This window comes from Streptomyces sp. NPDC018263 (genome assembly GCF_055562575.1).
In genome coordinates, this window is record NZ_JBVHFA010000006.1 from 194,564 (window position 1) to 209,352 (window position 14,789).

At 71.9% G+C, this 14,789-nt stretch carries 10 protein-coding genes; 7 read left to right on the top strand and 3 right to left on the bottom strand.

What is annotated here, in order from left to right; all coding sequences use genetic code 11:
- Nucleotides 1-53: 53 nt before the first annotated feature.
- Nucleotides 54-539: a hypothetical protein gene (locus ACZ3HQ_RS18980; protein ID WP_467512310.1), complete on the top strand. Its 486-nt coding sequence runs from the start codon at nucleotides 54-56 to the stop codon at nucleotides 537-539.
- 79 nt (nucleotides 540-618) lie between these two features.
- Entirely contained in the window at nucleotides 619-2,829 is a 2,211-nt protein-coding gene (locus ACZ3HQ_RS18985; RefSeq protein WP_467512312.1) for a trypsin-like serine protease, read from the top strand.
- A 57-nt stretch (nucleotides 2,830-2,886) separates the two neighbouring features.
- Here the strand turns inward: ACZ3HQ_RS18985 and ACZ3HQ_RS18990 are convergent, their stop codons facing one another.
- Nucleotides 2,887-3,462 (bottom strand): biotin transporter BioY, encoded by a 576-nt coding sequence (locus ACZ3HQ_RS18990; protein ID WP_467512314.1) that lies wholly within the window; start codon nucleotides 3,460-3,462, stop codon nucleotides 2,887-2,889.
- A gap of 320 nt (nucleotides 3,463-3,782) precedes the next feature.
- Between ACZ3HQ_RS18990 and ACZ3HQ_RS18995 the strand changes: the two genes are divergently transcribed.
- Together ACZ3HQ_RS18995 and ACZ3HQ_RS19000 are read left to right on the top strand one after the other, a co-directional pair.
- The gene (locus ACZ3HQ_RS18995) at nucleotides 3,783-5,165 is read left to right on the top strand and encodes an amino acid permease (protein WP_467512316.1); all 1,383 of its coding nucleotides are present in this window, start codon (nucleotides 3,783-3,785) and stop codon (nucleotides 5,163-5,165) included.
- Between the two features lie 131 nt (nucleotides 5,166-5,296).
- Nucleotides 5,297-5,944: a superoxide dismutase gene (locus ACZ3HQ_RS19000; protein ID WP_450250140.1), complete on the top strand. Its 648-nt coding sequence runs from the start codon at nucleotides 5,297-5,299 to the stop codon at nucleotides 5,942-5,944.
- A gap of 124 nt (nucleotides 5,945-6,068) precedes the next feature.
- Here the strand turns inward: ACZ3HQ_RS19000 and ACZ3HQ_RS19005 are convergent, their stop codons facing one another.
- Nucleotides 6,069-6,731: a mycothiol-dependent nitroreductase Rv2466c family protein gene (locus ACZ3HQ_RS19005; RefSeq protein ID WP_467512319.1), complete on the bottom strand. Its 663-nt coding sequence runs from the start codon at nucleotides 6,729-6,731 to the stop codon at nucleotides 6,069-6,071.
- A gap of 139 nt (nucleotides 6,732-6,870) precedes the next feature.
- Between ACZ3HQ_RS19005 and pepN the strand changes: the two genes are divergently transcribed.
- Both pepN and ACZ3HQ_RS19015 read left to right on the top strand, forming a co-directional pair.
- A complete protein-coding gene (gene pepN / locus ACZ3HQ_RS19010) occupies nucleotides 6,871-9,441 on the top strand; it encodes an aminopeptidase N (protein WP_467512321.1) in 2,571 nt (856 codons plus the stop codon).
- A 206-nt stretch (nucleotides 9,442-9,647) separates the two neighbouring features.
- Nucleotides 9,648-10,685, top strand: a complete 1,038-nt coding sequence (locus tag ACZ3HQ_RS19015; protein ID WP_467512323.1) for a hypothetical protein — start codon at nucleotides 9,648-9,650, stop codon at nucleotides 10,683-10,685.
- On the opposite strand, the gene ACZ3HQ_RS19020 is transcribed toward ACZ3HQ_RS19015, so the two are convergent.
- Complete coding sequence (locus tag ACZ3HQ_RS19020) at nucleotides 10,682-11,149, bottom strand: NUDIX hydrolase (RefSeq protein WP_467512325.1); 468 nt, start codon at nucleotides 11,147-11,149, stop codon at nucleotides 10,682-10,684. The genes ACZ3HQ_RS19015 and ACZ3HQ_RS19020 overlap by 4 nt on opposite strands.
- 200 nt (nucleotides 11,150-11,349) lie before the next feature.
- Here ACZ3HQ_RS19020 and ACZ3HQ_RS19025 point away from each other — a divergent pair, with 200 nt between their 5' ends.
- Nucleotides 11,350-14,652 (top strand): S8 family serine peptidase, encoded by a 3,303-nt coding sequence (locus ACZ3HQ_RS19025; RefSeq protein ID WP_467512327.1) that lies wholly within the window; start codon nucleotides 11,350-11,352, stop codon nucleotides 14,650-14,652.
- Nucleotides 14,653-14,789: the final 137 nt, after the last annotated feature.

Sequence of the window (14,789 nt, forward strand, 5' to 3'; positions counted from 1 at the left end):
CTGTGATGAAGGCACGTACCGCACTTCGACAGCAGCCGAGGCGGACAAGACTCGTGCGGCGCGCTCTGGGCGCCGCGGCGGCCGGCGCTCTGGCCTGGCTGGCCGTGAGCGGCGCACACGCCGGCACGGACACCGGGTCGATCACCCCCGTCGCCGGCACCGCACCCGGCTCCGCCGTCGAAGACTTCAACTACCCCCAGGCCGACAAGATCCTCGCGGAGCAGGGCATCACCCTCAAGCGGGGTGACGGGCACATCGTGCTCGCCCCGTGCGACAGCCAGCCCGGCCTCATGGAGGTCTGGGCGCGCAGCAAGGACAAGGTCTGCTTCCGGGTCACCGGCAACTCCGGCTGGCTGACGCTGGAGATTCCCTCGGTCTACGGCATCAAGGGCAACGACTACTCGGCCCAGGTCGACATGACGGTCGGCACCGAGGAGCAGTCCTACGACATCGACAAGAACAGTTGGACGCCGGTGGGCGAGAGCGCGGACGAGCAGGGCCGCGAGTTCATGCTCGTGGAGATCCGCACCTCCGCCTGACCCTCCGCACACGTCCTCCATCAGCCGGCTCTGCTCTCCGGCGCGCACCCGGACCCGCAGACCCCGTAAAAGGGAAAACATGGCCACCCGAAACACCAGACCAGTACGGCTCGCCGCGCTGGCCGCCGCTCTTGTCGCGGCACCCTTCGTCCTGAGCGCCGCCCCGGCCCAGGCCGTCACCGGCACCGTGCCCTCCGACACGTCCTACGGCTACACCGCCCGCCTGGACATCGGCAACGGCACCCGCGCCTGCTCCGGCGTGCTCGTCGACACCGAGTGGCTGCTCACCGCGGCGAGTTGCTTCGTCAGTGACCCGGCGGCCGGCCTCAGCGTGCCGGCCGGCGCGCCCGCGCTGAAGACCACCGCCACCATCGGCCGCACCGACCTGACCACCACTCAGGGTGTCGTCCGCAACGTCGTCGAGCTGGTGCCCCGCACGGACCGCGACGTGGTCCTGGCCCGTCTGAGCCGTCCCGTCACCTCCGTGGCCCCCCTCCCGCTGGCCACCACGGCCGCCACCACGGGAGAGGACCTGCAGGCCGCCGGCTACGGCCGCACGCAGGACGAGTGGGCGCCGCTGAAGCTGCACACGGGCACGTTCACCGTGGGCGCCACCGACGCCACCACCGCCGCCGTCACCGGCAAGAACGGCGTCTCCCTCTGCGCCGGCGACACCGGCGGCCCGCTGGTCCGCACCACCGGCCAGCCTGCGCTCGTCGCGCTGAGCAGCCGCTCCTACCAGGGCGGTTGCTTCGGCATCGACAGCACCGAGACGCGCACCGACGGCGTCAGCACCCGGGTCGACGACCTGGCGAGCTGGGTCGGCTCGAAGGTCAACGCGACCCGGATCACCGACTTCAACTGTGACGGCGTCGAGGACATCGCCATCGCGGACCCCGAGGCGAGTGTCGGCGGGGACGCCAAGGCCGGTCTGGTCCGCATCGTCTACGGCGGCGGCAAGGGCACCACCGAGGTCAACCAGGACCTGGACTGGGTGTCGGGCGGCTCCGAGCCCAGCGACGGGTTCGGCACCGCCATCGCGACCGTCGACTACGACGAGGACGGCTGCACCGACCTCGTGGTGGGCACCCCGGGCGAGGACCTGGGCACCGCGACGGACGCGGGCATGGTCGACGTGCTGCACGGCGCGTCGGGCGGCATCGGCACGGGTGCCACCAAGGACACCCACTTCGAGCAGGGCGCCGGCACCGGATCGCTCCTGGCCAGCACGGCCGAGACCGGTGACGCCATGGGCAAGGCCCTGGCCGCGGGCACCACGGCCGCGGGCGAGCCCTACATCGTGATCGGCAACCCGGGCGAGGACCTCGGCACCGTCGCGGACGCGGGTTCGGTCTTCTACGTCCACGGCACCACCAACATCGCCTTCGACCAGGACAGCACCGGTGTCCCGGGCGGGGTGGAGGCGGGTGACCGGTTCGGCAGCGTCGTAGCCGCCGACCCGAACTTCATCGCCGTCGGCGCGCCCAACGACGTCATCGGCGGCGACCAGGACGCGGGCAACGTCGTCGTCCTCTCCCACACCCTGAACTCCGAGGGCCGCCCGACCGGCCGGTTCGGACTGGACCAGGACCTCGACACGGTCGCCGGTGGCGCCGAGGCCGGGGACCTGTTCGGCAACTCCATCGCCCTGGCCCCCTACCGGCCGTCCGGTTCCGCCGCGGCCACCGACTCGCTCCTCGTGATCGGCTCACCCGGCGAGGACCTGACCATCGACGGGGCGAACAAGGCCGACGCCGGTAACGCGATCGTCTTCCAGGTCAAGGCCGCGGGCACCTTCACCCAGCTCAACGAGATCGACGCGGGCACCAGCACCGACGATGTCGCCGGTGGCGCCGAGGCCGGCGACCGGTTCGGTTCCACCCTGGCCGTCACCAACACCGCGCCCCGCGCGGTCGGCACCGCCGCGACGATGAGGCTCGCCGTCGGCATCACCGGCGAGGCCGTGGGCTCGGCCGCCGCCGCCGGCGCCGTCCAGACGTTCCCCCTGCTCGGTGCGCCGGGCGCGAGCGACCGCTGGATTCAGGTCGGTGACAGCGCCGGCATCCCCGGCACCCCGGGCGCCAACCAGAAGCTGGGCTCCAGCATCTGGTTCACCGGCACCAAGCTGTACGTCGGCATGCCGTACGGTCCCAGCAGCTACGGCGCCCTGTACGCGCTGCCGCTGTCCAACGTGACCGCCGGCGGCACCTCCGCCGCGGTCACGGCGTACCAGCCCGGAACCGGTGGCCTCCCGGCCGCCGGCACCCGCTTCGGCGCCGGCGCGCGCTGACCCACGGAAAAAGCCCCAGGACCAGCACAGGTCCTGGGGCTTTTTCCATGCCTGGAGTCAGCGCTTCAGCAGCTTCCATGCCGTGGGCATCGCGCCCATCGCCAGGGCCGCCTTCAGGGCGTCGCCGATGAGGAAGGGGGTCAGGCCCGCCGCGATGGCCGCCGTGGCGGACATGTGGGCCGCGAAGGCCAGGTAGGGGACGCCCACCGCGTAGATGATCGCCTCGCCGAGGAGCATCGTGCCGGCCATGCGGAGCGGGGAGCGGTCCGCGCCCCGGCGGGCCAGGGCGCCTACGGCCGCGGCGGCGAGGAGCATGCCGATGACGTAGCCGAAGGAGACGGAGGTGCCGGAGCCGCCCTGGGCGAACCACGGCACACCGGCGAGGCCCGCGGCGGCGTACAGCGCGAGGGCGGCGACGCCCCGGCGGGCGCCGAGCGTGGTGCCGACCAGCAGCGCGGCGAAGGTCTGTCCCGTCACCGGCACCGGGGAGCCGGGCACCGGCACCGCGATCTGGGCGGCGAGACCGGTGAGCGCCGCGCCCCCGAGCACGAGGGCGGCGTCGCGCACGCGCGAGGAGGGAAGGAGGTCGGCGAGGACGGCGCCGGGCCGAGCGGTGACGCTGGCGGTGCTCATGGGGACTCCGCGGGTCTGTGGGCAGGGGCAGGAACAGGGGCAGGGGACAACACCGTGACGCTATACCGGCCCGCACGCGCCGATCACCGTCTGTGCTCGACAAAGGCGTGAACAGGGGCTTGGTGGGCTTCACACAAAGGATGCGGCTTACACCGGGAACGGCGTGACTCCGGTCACCGGGCGCCCCGCCGCCCGGTAAGCGGACGTAAGCATTCCGTAAGTGGACTGTCCGCATACCGGACACCCATCATGGGGTCCGGCCGGCTTCGCCCAGACTGGGGGAGTTTTTACCCACCTACCGCACTGGACGAGCCGCGCCGATGCCCAGCACCACCACGCAAGCGCCCCAGGAGCAGAAGCAGGGCGTCCCGCTCTCCTCCGGCCTCAAACAGCGCCACCTGTCCATGATCGCGCTCGGCGGGGTGATCGGCGCGGGGCTGTTCGTCGGCTCCGGCGCCGGCATCGCCGCGGCGGGACCGTCCATCGTCGTCGCCTACACCCTCTCCGGCCTGCTGGTCCTGCTGGTGATGCGGATGCTGGGCGAGCTGTCCTCGGCGTACCCCTCCTCCGGTTCGTTCTCCGCGCACGCCGAGCGGGCGATCGGGCCGTGGGCCGGGTTCACGGTCGGCTGGTCGTTCTGGGTCATGCAGTGCACGGTGGTCGGCCTGGAGGGCATCGGCGCCGGGAAGATCGTCAGCGGCTGGCTGCCGGGGACCCCGCAGTGGGCCTGGGTCGCGCTGTTCATGCTGATCTTCTGCGGCGCCAATCTGACCGCGGTGAAGAACTTCGGCGAGTTCGAGTTCTGGTTCGCCGCCCTGAAGGTCGCCGCGATCTGCGCGTTCCTGCTGCTGGGCGTGCTGGCCATCGCGGGCGTGCTGCCCGGCACCCACTCCCCCGGCGCCTCCCACCTCACCGACTTTCTGCCGGGCGGCGGCGAGGGCCTGGTCCTCGGCCTGCTCGCGTCGGTGTTCGCGTACGGCGGTCTGGAGACGGTGACCATCGCGGCCGCCGAGTCCGAGGACCCGGTGCGGGGTGTGGCGGACGCGGTGCGCACCACGATGTGGCGGATCGCGCTGTTCTACATCGGCTCGATGGCCGTCGTGGTCACCCTCGTGCCGTGGGACTCCAAGGAGGTCGTGGAGCGCGGCCCGTACGTCGCCACCCTGGACAGCCTCGGCATCCCCGGCGCCGGCCGCGTGATGGACGTCGTGGTGCTGGCCGCCCTGCTCTCCGCGATGAACGCCAACATCTACGGCTCCTCGCGCATGCTGCACTCCCTGGTCCAGCGGGGTCTCGGCCCGAGGGTGCTGGCGAAGGTGTCCGGCGGGGTGCCCCGGATCGCGGTGCTGGTCTCGTCGGTGTTCGGCTTCGGCTGTGTGCTGCTGAGCTACTGGCGCCCGGACGACGTGTTCATGTGGCTGCTGAACATGATCGGCGCGGTCATCCTGGTGGTCTGGATGTTCGTCGGCGCCTCCCAGCTCCTGCTGCGCCGCCGCGCCGAGCGCGCCGGTGACCCGGCGCCCGCCGTGCGGATGTGGGCGTTCCCGTGGCTGACCTGGGCCGCGCTGCTCGGCATGGTGGTGATCCTGGTCCTGATGGCCCAGCAGCCCGGCACCCGCGTCCAGCTCTACTCCACCGGCGGCCTGACCCTGGCCCTGGCGGCGGGCGGTTACGTCTGGCAGCGGGCGCGCGCCCGCGGCTGAGCCCCCCTGACGTAGGCCCCCACGTGCCCGACACGTGGGGGCTTTCGCGTACCCCCTTGCCCGCGGGCAGCTTTTTGTTGCTAGCGTGTAGTTGCAAGTAAGTTGCAATAAGGCTCGGAGGGGACCCGTCCATGTCCGTCTACACGCTGCCCGAACTGCCCTACGACTACGCCGCGCTCGCGCCCGTCATCAGCCCCGAGATCATCGAGCTGCACCACGACAAGCACCACGCGGCCTATGTGAAGGGCGCCAACGACACCCTGGAGCAGCTCGCCGAGGCGCGGGACAAGGACGCCTGGGGCTCGGTGAACGGGCTGGAGAAGAACCTCGCCTTCCACCTGTCCGGGCACATCCTGCACAGCATCTACTGGCAGAACATGACCGGCCCGAAGGACGGCGGCGGTGAGCCGCTGGAGCGGGACGGCGTGGGTGAGCTGGCGGACGCGATCAAGGAGTCGTTCGGTTCGTTCGCGGCCTTCAAGGCCCAGTTGACCAAGGCGTCGGCCACCACCCAGGGCTCCGGCTGGGGCGTGCTGGCGTACGAGCCGCTGAGCGGGCGGCTGATCGTGGAGCAGGTCTACGACCACCAGGGCAACGTCGGCCAGGGCTCCACCCCGGTGCTGGTCTTCGACGCCTGGGAGCACGCCTTCTACCTCCAGTACAAGAACCAGAAGGTCGACTTCATCGAGGCGATGTGGCAGGTCGTGAACTGGCAGGACGTGGCCCGGCGCTACACGGCCGCCAAGTCCCGCGCGGACGTGCTGCTGCTCGCCCCCTGAAGTTCTGTGAGCGTCCCGCCTCGTGATCGTCTTCTCAACCTTCACCCGGCGGGCGGATGAAGGAAGCCCCCCGGTGAGGACGTGACTCACCGGGGGGCTTCTTCACGCGACGGCTGCGCGACGGCTAGAGGTTGCTGAAGTCCGGGCCGGCCGTGCGGGTGCGCTTCAGCTCGTAGAAGCCCGGCACCGAGGCGACCGCGAGGGTGCCGTCCCACAGGCGGGCCGCCTCCTCGCCCTTGGGCGCCGGGGTGACGACCGGGCCGAAGAAGGCGATCTGCTCGCCGTCCGGGCCGGGGACCGCGATGACCGGGGTGCCCACGTCCTGGCCGACCTTCTCGATGCCCTCCTTGTGGGAGGCGCGCAGCTCGGCGTCGAACTCGAAGTCGGTCTGGTCGAAGTAGTCGATCAGGTCGGCGGGCAGGCCGACCTCGGCGAGCGCGCCCACGACGGCCTCGCGGCTCGGACCCTCGCCCTCGTTGTGGATACGGGTGCCGAGCGCGGTGTACAGCGGGCCGAGCACGTCCGCGCCGTGCTTCTGCCAGGCGGCGGTGACCACCCGGACCGGCTGCCACGCCTTGGTGGCGAGCATCTCCCGGTACTCCTCGGGCAGCTCGTCGATGCGGTCCTCGTTGAGGACGGCGAGGCTCATGATGTGCCAGCGCACCTCGATGTCCCGGACCTTCTCCACCTCCAGCACCCAGCGGGAGGTCATCCAGGCCCAGGGGCAGAGCGGGTCGAACCAGAAGTCCACCGGGGTCTTGCCCGACGTGGTCGCGGTCTCGGACATGTCTCTCCTCGCGAGAAGGTCTTTCCCAGCGGCAACAGCGCCTTCGGCCGCGCAATTCCCCGATGCCGCCGGTCAGGGCCGCATGGCAGGATCGTGCCGTTCAGTGCCTGAGTCATGCGACCACAAGGGAGTGCCGCCCGTGCCCGGTGAGAATCTGTCCCGCGACGAGGCCCGTGAGCGGGCCGCCCTGCTGTCCGTCGACGGGTACGACGTGGCGCTGGACCTGCGCTCCGCCGTGGGCGAGACCGACGGCGAGCCGCGGACCTTCCGCTCGGTGACCACGATCCGCTTCCGCTGCGCCGAGCCGGGCGCGACGAGCTTCGCCGACCTGATCGCGCCGGGCGTGACCGCGGTGTCGCTCAACGGCCGCGACCTCGACCCGGGCGAGGTGTTCGACGGCGCCCGGATCACGCTGGAGGACCTGGCCGCCGACAACGAGCTGGTCGTGGACGCGCAGTGCGCCTACTCCCGCACCGGCGAGGGGCTCCACCGCTTCGTGGACCCCGAGGACGGCGAGGTCTACCTCTACACGCAGTACGAACCGGCCGACTCCCGGCGGGTGTTCGCGGGCTTCGAGCAGCCCGACCTCAAGGCGCCCTTCCGCTTCGAGGTCCGCGCGCCCGAGGGCTGGACGGTGTGGAGCAACGGCGCCGGTGAACTCACCGACGGGGTCTGGCGGTTCGCGGAGACCAAGCCGATCTCCACGTACATCACCTGCGTGGTGGCGGGCCCGTACCACTATGTGACCGACTCCTACGAGCGCGTGCTGGAGGACGGGTCCAAGCTGGAGATCCCGCTCGGGGCGATGTGCCGCAAGGGCCTGGCGCCCTACTTCGACGCCGACGACATCTTCCTGATCACCAAGCAGGGGCTGGACTTCTTCCACGAGAACTTCGACTACCCGTACCCCTTCGGGAAGTACGACCAGGCGTTCGTGCCGGAGTACAACCTCGGCGCGATGGAGAACCCCGGACTGGTGACCTTCCGGGAGGAGTACATCTTCCGGGGCAGGGTCACGCAGGCGTCGTACGAGGCGCGGGCGAACGTCATCCTGCACGAGATGGCGCACATGTGGTTCGGCGACCTGGTCACCATGGTCTGGTGGGACGACCTGTGGCTGAAGGAGTCCTTCGCGGACTTCATGGGCACCTTCGGCAGCGTGGGCGCGACCCGCTTCAAGGACGCGTGGACGACGTTCGCCAACCGCCGCAAGGCGTGGGCGTACCGCGCGGACCAGCTCCCCTCCACGCACCCGATCACCGCCGACATCCGCGACCTCCAGGACGCCAAGCTCAACTTCGACGGCATCACCTACGCCAAGGGCGCCTCCGTCCTCAAGCAACTGGTGGCCTACGTCGGCCAGGACGCCTTCCTGGAGGGCGCCCGGCGCTACTTCAAGCGGCACGCCTACGGCAACACCCGGTTGGCGGACCTGCTGTCGGTGCTGGGCGAGACCAGCGGCCGGGACATGACGGCGTGGTCGGCGGCCTGGCTCCAGACGGCCGGGGTCAACTCCCTCACTCCGCAGGTGCTGCTGGACGACGAGGGCCGGATCGACGAGCTGACCGTGCTCCAGGAGGCCCCCGAGTCCCACCCCGAGCTGCGCCCGCACCGGGTGCGGGTGGGTCTGTACCGGCTGGGCGAGTCAGGCGCGCTGGAGCGGTACCGGAGCGTCGAGGCCGACGTCGAGGGCCCGCGCACGGTGCTGCCGGAGCTGGCCGGCGCCGAGGCGCCCGACCTGGTGCTGGTCAACGACGACGACCTCACCTACTGCAAGATCCGTTTCGACGAGACCTCGCTCGCCACCCTCCGCGACCACCTCGGTGACCTGGCCGACCCCCTGGCCCGCGCCCTGTGCTGGTCGGCGCTGTGGAACCTGACGCGGGACGGGCTGCTGCCCGCGCGGGAGTTCGTGGCGCTGGTGCTGCGGTTCGCGGGCCGGGAGTCCGACATCGGCGTGCTCCAGATGCTGCACGCCTGGGCCGGCACCGCTCTGGAGCGGTACGCGGCCCCCGAGTGGCGGGCCACGGGCGGCGAACTGCTGGCGCAGGGCGCGCTGAAGGAGCTGCGGGCGGCCGAGCCGGGCGGTGAGGCGCAGTTGGCCTGGGCGCGCTTCTTCGCCACGGTCGCCACCGGCGCCGCCGACCTCGCCCTGCTGAAGGACCTGCTGGACGGCACCGAGACGGTCGAGGGCCTCACCGTGGACCAGGAGCTGCGCTGGGCGTTCCTGGAGCCGCTCGCCGCGCACGGGGTGGCCGACGAGGAGGTGCTCGCGGCCGAACTGGCCCGCGACGACACCGCCTCGGGCAAGCGGCACCAGGTGCGCTGCCTGGCCGCCCGGCCCTCGGCGGCGGTCAAGGCGCAGGCGTGGGCGCAGGTCGTGGAGTCGGACGCGCTGTCCAACGCGCTGGTGGAGGCGACCCTCTCGGGCTTCGACCGGCCGGGCCAGCAGGAGCTGACGGCGCCGTACGCGGAGAAGTACTTCGCGGTGCTGGAGCGGGTGTGGCGGGAGCGGTCGATCCAGATCGCCATGCACATCGTCAACGGCCTGTTCCCGGCCCACCAGGACCGCCCGGAGACGCTGGCGGCGACGGACGCGTGGCTGGCCGGGCACGCGGACGCGGCCCCGGCGCTGCGGCGGCTGGTGCTGGAGGCGCGGGACGACCTGGCACGGGCGTTGCGCGCACAGGAGTGCGACGCCGGCGCCTGATCTTTGGCCTGAGCTTCGGCGCCCGGTGACCGTTACGGAATCCGGGCACGGCGGCCCGTAACCCCTGGTCCACCCCGATCGGACCAGGGGTTTTCGCCGCCTACTCGGCATCCGAACACTCGTCCTTTAGTGCCGTGTTGTCCGCATTTTTCGACGGCCGTGTAACAGCGGTTACGGGTGGGCCGGAAGTAGGGCATTCCAGAGCCATGACGCACGACACCCCGCTCTCCCCCCGCCCCCTCCGCCACCTGACCGAGGTCCACCGCCGGGTCCTCACCGCCGCCCAGTTGCGCACCCACGGGGTGACGACGGCCGAGCTGAACGAGCGGTGCCGCACCGACGGCCCCTGGCGGCTGCTGCTGCCCAACGTGGTCCTGCTGCACTCCGGGTCGCCCACGAGCGAGGAGCGCCTGCACGGCGCGCTGCTGTACGCCTCCCGCGAGTCGACGCCCGGTGTGCCCGCCCAGCCGGGCGCGGGCGACCCGCACCGGGGGACCTACGCCGAGGCGATGCTCACCGGCCTCGCCGCCCTCGCCCTGCACGGTCTGCCGTCCGCTCCCCCGCTGCTCTCGCTGGAGCGCGTCGACGTCCTGGTCCCGAGGCTGCGCCGGCTGCGCTCGACCGGGTATGTGCGCGTGGTGCGCACCTCCGACCTCCCGGCGGCCCGGCCGGTCGCGGGCCTGCCGGTGGCGCCGGTCGCGCGGGCGGTGGCGGACGCGGTGGCCCACCTGACGGACGCGGACACGGTACGGCGGCTGCTGGCCGAGGCGGTGCGCGACGGACACTGCGATCCGGCCGCGCTGGTGCGGGAGCTGACCGAGGCCAGGCTGATGGGCCGGGCCCATGTGGTGGAGGCGGTGGACTCGCTGGTGGCCGAGGGCCGCGCGGCCGCCGAGGACCGGCTGTACCGGATGGTCACCGGGTACGGGCTCCCCGACCCGGTGTGGAACGTCGACCTGCGCCTGCCCGGCGGCCCCCATCTGGGCGGCCTGGACGCCTACTGGCCCGAGCAGGCGGTCGCCGTCGAGCTGGACACCCGCGCCCCGCGCCAGGACGAGGACGCGACCTGGTCGGAGTACGCCCGCAAGCGCGAGCACCTGGAGCGGCTCGGCATCACGGTCGTCCACATCACCCCGAGGAAGCTGCGGGAGTCCGCCGAGCAGCAGGCCGCGGTGGTCCGCACGGCCCTGATGGCCGCCGGGGACCGCGACCCGGCCGCGTACGTGGTGGTACTGCCCCGCTAGCCGGGCTCGCCCAGCGCGTCCAGGCGGCCGGTGGGCGGCCGTTCGCGCCACAGGCCGAGGGCGGTGTCGATCAGGGAGACACGGGTCAGCTCCGGCACGGCGGCCAGATCGTGCCAGGCGGCGAGGTCGGTGGAGCCGCCCACCTCGTGGCGGAGTTCGCCGCCCGTGACGCGCGCGGCGTAGAGCAGCCGTATGCCGTGGTGGTCGACGGCGCGGGCGGGGAAGCGGCCGGGGAGCACCGCCCGGTTGGTGTCGACGCCGAGCAGGTCGGTCACCTCCACCCGGTAGCCGGTCTCCTCGGTCACCTCGCGGCGCACGGTGTCGTACGGGTCCTCGCCGAACTCGGCGCCGCCGCCCGGCAGTACCCACTCGTGGCCGCCGCCCCGCGCGGGTGAGCGGGCGAGCAGGAGCCGGCCGTCGCGGACACACACGGCGTAGGCCGCCACCCTCAACTTGCGTCGCATGTCGGGACGTTAGCGCGGCCCGCGCGGGAACCGAGTGAATTCGGTCTTATTCGGTCCCCAACCGCACACATCGCATCGCGGGTTTTCCCCATACATGGATCTCGATTCGGTCAACGAACCCCAAAAACCGGTCGCTTGGGAAAGGCTGCGCTGGTCCGGCAACGGACCTCGCGGACAACCCTCACCGACTAAGGGATGCGATGACCCACTCCCCCGACCGTGACCCGATACCCGGCCCGAGACGCCTGGCGCGCCTGACGCTGGCCGCCGGTGTGGTCGCCGCCCTCTGCGCGGCCGGCCCCGTGCCGATGGCGCTGGCCGCCGAAGCGCCGCCCGCCCAGGCCGCCGACCCCGGCGCCAAGCCCGCGCCCCGCAAGCTCGGCGCGGACGACGCCGACCGGCTCGCGGAGGCCAAGGCGGACGGCGCCAAGAGCGTCACGATGATGATCGCCACCGCGCCGGGCTCCACCGAGCAGGTCGCCTCCCAGCTCGACGCCGCCGGCACCGTGGGCCGCACCTTCGACAAGGTCGGCTACGTCCGCGCCACCGTCCCGACCGCCAAGGCGGACTCGGTCATCGCCGCCGCGGCCAAGCTGTCCTCGGTGCAGGCGATCGACCTGCGCCAGGAGATCCCGCTGGACGACCCGGCGCCGGGCGCGGACACCGCGAAGGACGCCGGGAACGCCCGTACGGCCGCCGCTTACCCGGCGCCCGGCGACAAGACCCCGGCGAAGAACCCGTACAACCCGTCCTTCGAGACCGGTGCCGTCGACTTCGTCGAGGACCATCCCAAGGCGGACGGGCGCGGGGTCACCATCGGCATCCTGGACTCCGGGGTGGACCTCGGCCACCCGGCGCTCCAGAAGACCACCACCGGTGAGCGCAAGATCGTGGACTGGGTCACCGCCACCGACCCGGTGAGCGACGGCGACGGCACCTGGCGGCGGATGACCGCGGCGGTCTCCGGCCCGTACTTCTCCGTCGGCTCCGGCGCGAGCGCGCAGACCTTCACGGCCCCGGCCGGCGCGTACAGGTTCAACTACCTGTACGAGTCCGCCACCACCGGCGGCGACATGAAGGGCGACCTCAACCGCGACGGTGACACCACCGACGCCTGGGGCGTGCTGTACGACCCGGCCACCGGCACGGTCCGCGTCGACACCGACGACGACCTGGACTTCACGAACAACGCGCCGATGAAGCCGTACAAGGACGGCTACCAGATCGGCTACTTCGGCACCGACGACCCGAAGACGGACGTCGTCGAGCGCATCCCGTTCGTGGTCGAGATCCGCAAGGACGTCGTCTACAACTCCTCGGGCGCCAAGGCCGACTACGTCAACATCGGTGTCATCGAGTCCGAGCACGGCACGCATGTCGCGGGCATCACCGCGGCCAACGGGCTGTTCGGCGGGAAGATGAACGGTGCCGCGCCCGGCGCCAAGATCGTCTCCTCGCGCGCCTGCACCTGGTCCGGGGGCTGCACCAACGTCGCCCTCACCGAGGGCATGATCGACCTGGTGACCAACCGGGGCGTGGACATCGTCAACATGTCCATCGGCGGTCTGCCGGCGCTGAACGACGGCAACAACGCCCGCGCCGCGCTGTACACCCGGCTCATCGACACCTACGGCGTCCAGCTCGTCATCTCGGCCGGCAACTCCGGCCCCGGCGCCAACACCATCGGCGACCCCGGCCTCGCCGACAAGGTGATCTCGGTCGGCGCCGCCATCTCCAAGGAGACCTGGGCGGCGAACTACGGCTCGGCGGTGGAAACCCCGTACGCCCTGATGCCGTTCTCCTCGCGCGGCCCGCGTGAGGACGGCGGCTTCACGCCGACCATCACGGCGCCCGGCGCCGCGATCAACACCACCCAGACCTGGCTGCCCGGCTCCCCGGTCGCCGAGGCGGGCTACACCCTGCCCGCCGGCTACTCGATGCTCCAGGGCACCTCGATGGCCTCCCCGCAGGCGGCCGGCGCGAGCGCCCTGCTGCTCAGTGCCGCCAAGCAGAAGAACATCGACCTCACCCCGGCCGTGCTGCGCACCGCGCTCACCTCGACCGCGCACCACATCAAGGGCGCGCAGGCGTACGAGGAGGGCTCCGGCCTGATCGACGTGGTGGACGCCTGGACCGCGATCCGCCTCGGCGCCTCGGCGCACGAGTACACGGTGAAGGCCCCGGTCGACACCGCGATCGACGACGCCCTGAAGACCCCCGGCTTCGGCACCGGCCTCTACGACCGCGAGGGCGGCCTGAAGTCCGGCCAGCGCAAGACGTACGAGGTCACGGTCACCCGCACCACCGGCGCCGACCGCGCGGTCTGGCACCTGCTGAGCTTCGCCAACGACCCGGAGCACACCTACCGCGTCGTCGGCAGCCCGCTGGTGAAGCTGCCGCTGAACCAGCCGGTCACCGTCAAGGTGGAGGCCGCGCCGAAGTCGGCCGGGCTCAAGAGCGCGATCCTGCGCGTGGACGACCCGCTGACCGTGGGCGTCGACAAGCAGATCCTCACCACGGTCGTGGTGGCGAGCCCGGTGGACTACACCCGCTCCTTCTCCTCCTCGGTGCAGCGCAACAGCACCCGGTCGTACTTCCTGACCGTGCCCGAGGGCGCCAAGTCGCTGGAGGTGGCCATCGGCGGCCTGAAGTCCGGCAGCCAGACCCGGTTCATCGCCATCCACCCCTACGGAACGCCGGTCGACAACACCAGCACCCCGTACTGCTACAACAACTACCTCGACGGCAACGGCTGCAAGCCGGACGTGCGCTCCTACGCCGACCCGCAGGCCGGTGTCTGGGAGGTCGAGGTCGAGGCGCGCCGCACCTCTCCCCTGCTGGACAACCCCTACAAGCTGGACGTCTCCGTGCTCGGCGCGGTCTTCGACCCGGAGACCGTGACCGTGCCCGAGGCCAAGGCGGGCGTCCCGGCCACCGCGTCCTGGAAGGTCACCAACAAGTACGCCGCGCTCGACGGCAAGCTGGTCGGCGGCCCGCTCGGCTCCGCGAAGGCCGCCCGCCCGGCGATCAAGGAGGGCGAGACCGCGACCACCACGGTCGACGTCCCGGCCGGCGCCAAGTCGCTGGACGTGGCCATCGGCAAGGTCTCGGACCCGGCCGCCGACCTCGACCTCGCGGTCTACGACGCCGCGGGCAAGCTGGTCGGCCAGTCCGCCGACGGCGACTCGGAGGAGGCGGTCTCCGTCCCGTCCCCCGCCGCGGGCACGTACACGGTCGAGGTCGTGGGCTACGCCGTCCCGGCCGGTTCCACCGACTACGACTACCGGGACGTGTTCTTCTCCGACACCCTCGGCGCGGTCACGGTCGACGGCTCGGCCCCGGTGAAGCTCGCCACGGGCGCTTCCACCACGGTGACCGCCCAGGTCACGGCCGCCGCCGAGGCCCCGGCCGGCCGCGAGTTCTTCGGCCGCGTCCAGCTCGTGAACGCGCGCGGCACGGTCGCGGGCACGGCGAGTGTGCAGATCGGCAGCGTCACGCCGTAGCGGTGTGACGCGGTGACCGAGGGGGCGGGCGTCCTGGTGGGCGCCCGCCCCTTCGGCGTGTGCGGCGTACGTCACACCTCCGTATGGCGGTGGGCCGGACGGGCAGGGACCGGACAGCACGGCTTGCGGCCGGCGGG